The organism is Pseudomonas sp. RIT778 (assembly GCF_019718735.1).
GTDB lineage: Bacteria > Pseudomonadota > Gammaproteobacteria > Pseudomonadales > Pseudomonadaceae > Aquipseudomonas > Aquipseudomonas aphyarum.
In genome coordinates this window covers 153662-161034 of the sequence record NZ_JAIHBA010000012.1, presented here as the reverse complement: position 1 = coordinate 161034, position 7373 = coordinate 153662, and the positions used below count along the sequence as shown (strand labels likewise).

General features: G+C 62.5%; 6 protein-coding genes and 1 pseudogene. 3 read left to right on the top strand and 4 right to left on the bottom strand.

Translation table 11 applies throughout. The features are described 5' to 3' along the window. The 3 genes and pseudogenes from K5E37_RS09805 to K5E37_RS09795 form a co-directional block, all read left to right on the top strand. Window positions 1-603 (top strand): annotated as a pseudogene (locus tag K5E37_RS09805) (FAD-dependent oxidoreductase); the annotation flags it as partial. Continuing rightward, window positions 600-1412: an aldo/keto reductase gene (locus K5E37_RS09800; RefSeq protein WP_011332151.1), complete on the top strand. Its 813-nt coding sequence runs from the start codon at window positions 600-602 to the stop codon at window positions 1410-1412. The pseudogene K5E37_RS09805 and the gene K5E37_RS09800, both read left to right, overlap by 4 nt. Before the next feature lie 31 nt (window positions 1413-1443). Beyond that, entirely contained in the window at window positions 1444-2412 is a 969-nt protein-coding gene (locus K5E37_RS09795; RefSeq protein WP_221533693.1) for a metal ABC transporter ATPase, read from the top strand. 66 nt (window positions 2413-2478) lie between these two features. Here the strand turns inward: K5E37_RS09795 and hldE are convergent, their stop codons facing one another. The 4 genes from hldE to msbA form a co-directional block, all read right to left on the bottom strand. Beyond that, window positions 2479-3903 carry a bifunctional D-glycero-beta-D-manno-heptose-7-phosphate kinase/D-glycero-beta-D-manno-heptose 1-phosphate adenylyltransferase HldE gene (gene hldE / locus K5E37_RS09790; protein ID WP_007952241.1) on the bottom strand — a complete coding sequence of 475 codons (1425 nt, stop codon included), beginning with the start codon at window positions 3901-3903 and terminating at the stop codon, window positions 2479-2481. 102 nt (window positions 3904-4005) lie between these two features. Continuing rightward, on the bottom strand, window positions 4006-4617 hold the full coding sequence (gene cysC / locus K5E37_RS09785; protein ID WP_007952244.1) for an adenylyl-sulfate kinase: 612 nt from the start codon (window positions 4615-4617) through the stop codon (window positions 4006-4008). Then, the gene (locus tag K5E37_RS09780) at window positions 4610-5314 is read right to left on the bottom strand and encodes a sulfotransferase family 2 domain-containing protein (RefSeq protein ID WP_007952246.1); all 705 of its coding nucleotides are present in this window, start codon (window positions 5312-5314) and stop codon (window positions 4610-4612) included. Before K5E37_RS09780 ends, cysC begins: the two co-directional genes overlap by 8 nt. A 163-nt stretch (window positions 5315-5477) precedes the next feature. Beyond that, window positions 5478-7280: a lipid A export permease/ATP-binding protein MsbA gene (msbA, locus tag K5E37_RS09775; RefSeq protein ID WP_221533692.1), complete on the bottom strand. Its 1803-nt coding sequence runs from the start codon at window positions 7278-7280 to the stop codon at window positions 5478-5480. Window positions 7281-7373: the final 93 nt, after the last annotated feature.

Sequence of the window (7373 nt, the reverse complement as noted above, 5' to 3'; positions counted from 1 at the left end):
GATGGCCGCGAGATCTGCGCCCAGCGCATCGTGCTCAGTGCCGGTGCCGGTACCGCCGACCTGCTGACTGCTTTGGGCCTGACTCATCCGGCCATGCAACGCCGGCCACTGCACATGATCATCGCCAAGGGCCCGGGCCTGAAGCCGCTGTACGCGCACTGCCTCGGTGGCGGCACCAAGCCGCGCATCACCGTGACCACCCACCCGGCCGCCGACGGTCAGTGGGTCTGGTATCTGGGCGGCGACATTGCCGAATCCGAAGGCGTGGCCCGTGAGCCGGCCGAACAGATCGCCACCGCCCAGAAAGAACTCGGTCAGCTATTGCCATGGATCGACCTGAGCACCGTGCAATGGGCGACCCTGCGCGTCGATCGCGCCGAACCACTGCAAACCGGCCTGACCCGTCCGGACAACGCCTTCCTCGCTGAAGAAGGTCGCCTGCTGGTGGGCTGGCCAACCAAACTGGCCCTGGCGCCGGACTTCGCTGACCGGGTGATCGCGTCCCTGCAACGCGACGGCATCCAGCCGAGCCACTCGGCTCCGCTACCAGAATTGCCAAAACCACCGATGGGCGTTCCCGCCTGGGAGCAACTGCTGCCATGAGCCTGCCGACCCTGCACGATCTGCATCGCCCGCTGGGCAGCACCGGCCTGCTGGTTTCGCCGCTGGGCCTGGGCACCGTCAAACTCGGTCGCGACCAGGGCGTGAAATACCCCAACGGCTTCCAGATCCCCGACGACGATGCCGCGCGCATGCTGCTCAAACAGGCGCGGGAGCTGGGTATCAATCTGATCGACACCGCCCCGGCCTACGGCCGCAGCGAAGAACGCCTCGGCCCGCTGCTGCGCGGTCAGCGTCAGGACTGGGTGATCGTCAGCAAGGTCGGCGAAGAATTTGTCGACGGCCAGTCGACCCACGACTTCAGCGCCGCTCACACACGAATGTCGGTGGAGCGCAGCCTGCAACGTCTTGAAACCGATTTTATCGACCTGGTGCTGGTGCACTCCGACGGTAACGATCTGGCGATCCTCAACGACAGCGAAGTCTACGCAACCCTCGCGGCACTCAAGGCCGAGGGCAAGATTCGCGGCTTCGGCTTTTCCGGCAAAACCGTCGACGGTGGCCTCAAAGCACTGGAGCAAGGCGACTGCGCGATGGTCACCTACAATCTGAACGAACAAAACGAGAAGGCGGTCATTGACTATGCTGCTGCCCACGGCAAAGCCATTCTGGTGAAGAAGGCCCTGGCCAGCGGTCATGTGTGCCTGAGTCCCGGCGTGGATCCGGTACGCGCCAGCTTCGAGTTGCTGTTCGCCCAGCCCGGCGTGGCCAGTGCCATCGTCGGGACAATCAATCCGCTGCACCTCGCCCATAACGTTGCGACCGTTGCCCAGGTCCTTCGTGGTCACTGACGCCGCCTCGCGGCCTTAAGCAGGAGCCGACATGCCGCGTACGCTCATCAGAAAGAACCCGAGCAACTTCAAGACGCTGCCGCTGTTCGTCGAAGCCACGCCGGAAGGCCTGACCTACCAGAGCGTGGGCATGCCGCTGAATTTCGCCCAGACCCTGCAGCGGCGCAAACCGGTCAGCGTGGCCGACGCCGAGCGGTTTGCGCTGGAGCTGGCCAACCTCGGCGTCTCGGTACGCCTGACCCTGCACTGGCAGAATCGCGATTACTGGGTGCTGGTGCGCCAGCGTCGGCAGGATCGCGGCGATGTGGTGCTCAAGTTGATTTCCGGTTACGTACCAGCCCATGAGCTGAACATTCCGCTGCACACGGCGATCCAGGAGATTGCCGAAGAGTGCCTGCTGGAAACCCCGGAAGGCTGGCTCGGCGGGCGCTTCAACGACACCTGGCTGCCGGCGCCGTACGCCTCGGCGCTGCATTATCGCGAGGCCCTGCCCTTTCGCCTGACGCCGCTGTCCGGTTCGGCCCGGCCGGTGCGCTGCGCCAATCTGCAATTGCTCGAACGGCCGAGGGCCTACGTGCATTTGCCGACCGCGTCGCTGCAATTGATCTACGACTTGCGGCTGGACGTGCCCAAGGAAGCCAAGAACCTCAGCCTGTTTCATGTCGATGAACGGCTGGAAGGCGATCAACTGGTCGCCCGGCTCGACCGCAAACGCCCCGATCTGTACTTGATGCCGTTGCAGGACAGCGAACCGCTGCCCGAGCTGTACACGCTGAAGAAAGGTCAGTTGTACCCGGCGGGCACTCGCGGCCTGTACCTGGCGGAAAGTTTCGCCCGGCAGGACGGCTGGCTGGTGCGCGATGAGCGGATTCGCTGGAAGGACTGGCTGCGCCAGCAGGGTTTGACCCCGCCGCCCAAGGACACGGGGCTGGCACGGTTGCGCGGCAAGGCGAAGCAACTGCTGAAGAAGATCGTGCCGCGCAAGAAAGTGAACTCCTGAACGGCAAAAGACCGCGCCTGCGAGTGACTCCAGAGAGTCGTCGCAGGCGCGGTCTTCATGTTTGCATCACTCGGACTTGCGGATTTTTTCCACAATCGCCGTGGTCGAGCTGTTTTCCACCAGCCCCAGCACTTTAACGGTGCCACCGTAGGCTTTGACGATATCGGCGCCGACCACTTGATCGATACCGTAATCGCCGCCCTTCACCAGCACGTCCGGCTTGACCTCGCGCAGCAGGTTTTCCGGGGTGCCCTCGGCGAAGCTGATCACCCAGTCCACCGCACCGAGACCGGCGAGAACCGCCATGCGCCGGTCAACGCTGTTGATCGGCCGGCCCGGCCCTTTCAGGCGGCTGACCGAGGCGTCGTCGTTGATCGCGACGATCAGGCGATCGCCCTGGGCCCGCGCCTGCTCGAGGTAGGTCACGTGGCCGGCGTGCAGGATGTCGAAGCAGCCGTTGGTGAACACGATCTTCTCATTGTGCGCCCGGGCATCGGCGACTGCCAGCAGCAGTTGCTCCAGACCCAGCACGCCACGCTCGGAACCTTCTTCACGCTGAATGGCGCGACGCAGTTCCGGGGCGCTGATCGCCGCGGTACCCAGCTTGCCGACCACGATGCCCGCCGCCAGGTTGGCCAGCGCTACCGCGTGCGGCAGTTCTTCGCCAGCGGCAATCGCAGCCGCCAGAGTGGAAATCACTGTGTCGCCGGCACCGGTCACATCGAACACTTCACGGGCCCGCGCAGGCAAATGCAGCGCCGGATGATCCGGACGCAGCAGGGTCATGCCGTGTTCGCCACGGGTCACCAGCAGTGCGCCGAGATCCAGGTCGTGCATCAGCGTCGCGCCCTTGGTCACCAGCTCGTGCTCATCGGCGCAGCCGCCGACGATGGCCTCGAATTCGCTGAGGTTCGGGGTGATCAGGCTTGCGCCACGGTAGATCGAAAAATCCTTGCCCTTCGGGTCGGCCAGCACCGGAATGCCTTTGGCACGCGCGGCCTGGATCAGCGCCTGATGGTTTTTCAGGGCGCCTTTGCCGTAGTCGGACAGCACCAGCACCTTGATGCCTTCGAGCAGATCATCGACCTGCGCGCCGAGGGCCAGTGCGTCGGTGGCGAACGGTTCTTCGAAGTCGATACGCAGCAATTGCTGGTGCCGGCTCATGACCCGCAGCTTGACGATGGTCGGCTGGTGCGCGATGCGCTGGAACAAGGCTCGCACGCCCGCACCCTTGAGGCTGTTGCTCAGGCTGTCGGCGGCTTCGTCGTCACCGGTCACACCGACCAGCGACGCCGGCGCACCCAGCGCGGCAATGTTCAAGGCAACGTTGGCGGCACCGCCCGGGCGGTCTTCGATTTGCTCGACTTTAACGACAGGAACCGGCGCCTCAGGGGAAATCCGTGAGGTACCACCATGCCAGTAACGGTCGAGCATGACATCGCCGACCACCAAGACAGGGGCTTGATCGAATCGCGGCATGGACAACTTCATGGAGCAACCCACATACAAAATGAACAGGGGCGCGATATTAACACAGGGTTGGCGAAGGCTTGTGCGGCGGCTGCAACAGGATGAAACAGCTGGCTTTTTTGCTCATTTTTTAAGCAGAAAAGCCGCCAACCGCTCACAGGCCTCGCTCGGCTCGACCGCTTCCGTGTCGATCCGGCACTCCGCCGCCAACGGCGCCTCGTAAGGGCTGTCGATGCCAGTGAAATGCTGGATACGACCCTGGCGCACCGCCTGATACAAACCTTTCGGATCACGGCGCTCGCACACCGTGAGCGAAGTGCTCACATGCACTTCGATGAAGTCGCCCTCGGCAAACAGTTGCCGCGCAGCATCCCGCTCGGCCCGAAACGGCGAGATCGCCGCGACGATGACGATCAGCCCCGCATCAACCATCAGCCGGGCGACTTCCGCCATGCGCCGGATGTTTTCCCGGCGACCGGCATCGTCCATGCCCAGGTCCCGGCACAGACCATTGCGCACGTTGTCGCCATCGAGCAGAAAGGTGTGCAACCCGAATTGATGCAGATGCAGCTCCAGCGAATTGGCCAGGGTCGACTTGCCGGCGCCGGACAACCCGGTCAGCCACAGGCAACGCGGCCGCTGTCCCTTGAGCGCGGCTCGCGCCTGGCGGGACAGCGCAAGGCTGTAGGGGCTGATGGCAGGCCGTGTCACCAGACTGTGCAGCGCTTCATTCATAACCGAGCAACTCGTAGTCGCGCTGATAGGCCCGACGCACCAGCCGACGGGTTCGCGCCGAGCAGAACTCCCGCGCCTTCAGCGGTTGGCGCTGGCGGGAGCTGTTGACGTGCGGCAGCTGACAAACCATCCCCAAACGGTCGCAAACCTGTTTGAAATCCTGTTCCAGATGTTCCTGGTAACCGATGAAGTCCAGGGCCAGATGACCCAGTGAATCGGTGAGAAAGTCGGTCTGTGCGGCAAAGTGCAGCTGCCGCGAGATCGTCTCCGGATGCAGCCAGCGTGCGACAAAATCGTCGAAATCCCGATATTGCCGAACCATCTGCTGAGCGGCGTGATCGCGCCCGCCCAAGGTGTTGCCATGCAAAAAGGCGTAAGCCGAATAGGCGCGCTCCAGCGGATCGCGCACAAAGGCAAATTTGTAGGCCGCGGCATATTGCTCGGGAAATTGCTCTTCGTACCAGTACAACGGCAAGTGTCCGGGACGCCAGCCGTCGAACATCGCCGCGCACAAGCTGCTGCCGGCGCATTTGGGCACGTGGATAAACAGACAGTCGCGCTGCTCGAAGGCAGCGGGAAAGGCCAGACTGGCCGACATCGACTTGTTCACCACTTGCCGGTCGACCACCGACAGGCGCCCCAGCAGAAAGGCCCGCTGCGGCTTGGGCAGCAATTTCCAGAGATAACGTTGCAGCATGCCAGCACCCGCGCGAAGAGGATGGCCCCTTCGATTTGAAGTCAGAGTTCGTTCAGGAACCTTAACAAGCGCGATGGCCGGTTTTATGCCGGTTTGGTCAAGAAGGGTAAAGGACTGGATACAAATCGCCGGGCGCATTGCGCGCCCGGGGTTTTCGGCGGGATCAGGCGATGTCTTCGGCCGGGGCGTCGAGGCCCATGGCGTTGAGACGCGCGTAGTAGCCGTTCTGTGCCAGCAGGTCGTCGTGAGTGCCGCGCTCGACGATCCGGCCCTGATCCATGACCAGAATCAGATCGGCCTTCTCGATGGTCGACAGGCGGTGAGCAATTACCAGCGTGGTACGGCCCTTCATCACTTGATCCAGGGCGGCCTGGATGTGCCGCTCGGACTCGGTGTCGAGAGCCGAGGTGGCCTCGTCGAGGATCAGCACCGGCGCGTTCTTGAGCAAGGCGCGTGCGATTGCCAGGCGCTGGCGCTGGCCACCGGAAAGCAGCACGCCGTTCTCTCCGACCTGGGTGTCGAGGCCTTCCGGTAACTGCGCAATGAAGTCCATCGCATACGCATCACGCGCGGCTTTCTCGATGTCTTCACGCGGCGCCCCGGCCAGGTCACCGTAAGCAATGTTGTTGGCCACAGTGTCACTGAACAGCGTGACATGCTGGGTCACCTGGGCGATGTGGCGGCGCAGGTTGAGCAACTTGTACTGCTCGACTTCCACGCCGTCGATCAGGATCTCGCCCTTGTCATGGTGATAAAAGCGCGGGATCAGGTTGGCAAGCGTCGACTTGCCGCTGCCCGAACGCCCCACCAGCGCCACCATTTGCCCCGGCTCGGCCGAGAAGCTGATGTCGTCGAGTACCTGACGTTCGGTGCCCGGGTAGGTGAAGCTCAGGTTGCGCACATCGAGGCGACCGCTGACCGAATCGCGCTCGACCGTGCCGGTATCGACTTCCGGCTCGACGTCCAGTTGCTCGAAAATGCTTTCGGCACCGGCCACACCCTTCTGGATGGTCGAACTGACTTCGGACAACTGGCGGATCGGCTTGGGCAGCAGGCCGGCCAGAGTGATATAGGCGACCATGTCACCGGCCGACGCGTCACCGCGCAGGAACAGCACCAGGAACATCAGCACCGCCATGGCGCTGTAGATCACCAGTTGCAGCATCGGCGTGTAGATCGCGCCGGTGCGAGTCATGCGCAGTTGCTTGTCGGTGTTGCTCTGGCTGGCGTCGAGAAAGCGTTTCTCCTCGTAAGCTTCACCACCGAAGCTGCGCACCACGCGATAGCCCTGGATGGTTTCCGAGGCGACGTGGGTGACGTCGCCCATGGCCAGCTGGATCTTCTTGCTCTGCTTGCGGAATTTCTTGCTGGCGGTGCGCACCATCACGGCGATCAGTGGCAGGATCGCGACCATCACCAGCGTCAGCTTCCAGTTCATGAACAGCAGGGAGGCGAACAGGAAGATCACCGTCATGCCTTCACGGATTACGACCTTGATCGCATCTGTTGCCGCCCCCGTGACCATCGTCACGTTGAAGGTGATACGCGAAATCAGGTGACCGGAGTTATGCTTGTCGAAATAACGGTTGGGCAGGACCAGCAGGTTGTTGAACAACTGCACCCGCAGGTCGTGCACCAGGCCCAGGGAAACCTTGGCCAGGAAATAGTTGCCCAGATAAGATCCCAGACCCTGCCACGCAGCGATCAGAATGATCAGCAGCGGTACGGCCTGCAACAGTTGCAGATCGCGCAGGTAAGGCACGGTGGGAAACAGCACCGCCTCGGGATTGGACAGACCGTCGACAAAGTACTTGAGGATGTAGCCGAGCATCGGCTGGGTCGAGGCAAAAATCAGAAAACCGACGATGCTGATCAGGAACAGACTGATGTACGGCCGGACATAGCCGAGCAGGCGGAAGTAGATTTTCAAGCTCGAAGGGCTTGCGGCGGGACTGGAGTCGGTCATATCACGCGAAAGTCGATAAAAAGGACGCTGACTTTAGCACAGCTTCTTCAGGGTTCTGGCAATCGGGCAAAGGCTGCTATTGTTAGGCATCTT

Bases quoted from the DNA above. Each gene is read 5' to 3' on its own strand.
- hldE (WP_007952241.1), bottom strand. From the start codon at position 3,903: ATGAAGTTGTCCATGCCGCGATTCGATCAAGCCCCTGTCTTGGTGGTC.
- K5E37_RS09780 (WP_007952246.1), bottom strand. From the start codon at position 5,314: ATGCTGCAACGTTATCTCTGGAAATTGCTGCCCAAGCCGCAGCGGGCC.
- K5E37_RS09795 (WP_221533693.1), top strand. From the start codon at position 1,444: ATGCCGCGTACGCTCATCAGAAAGAACCCGAGCAACTTCAAGACGCTG.
- cysC (WP_007952244.1), bottom strand. From the start codon at position 4,617: ATGAATGAAGCGCTGCACAGTCTGGTGACACGGCCTGCCATCAGCCCC.
- K5E37_RS09800 (WP_011332151.1), top strand. From the start codon at position 600: ATGAGCCTGCCGACCCTGCACGATCTGCATCGCCCGCTGGGCAGCACC.
- msbA (WP_221533692.1), bottom strand. From the start codon at position 7,280: ATGACCGACTCCAGTCCCGCCGCAAGCCCTTCGAGCTTGAAAATCTAC.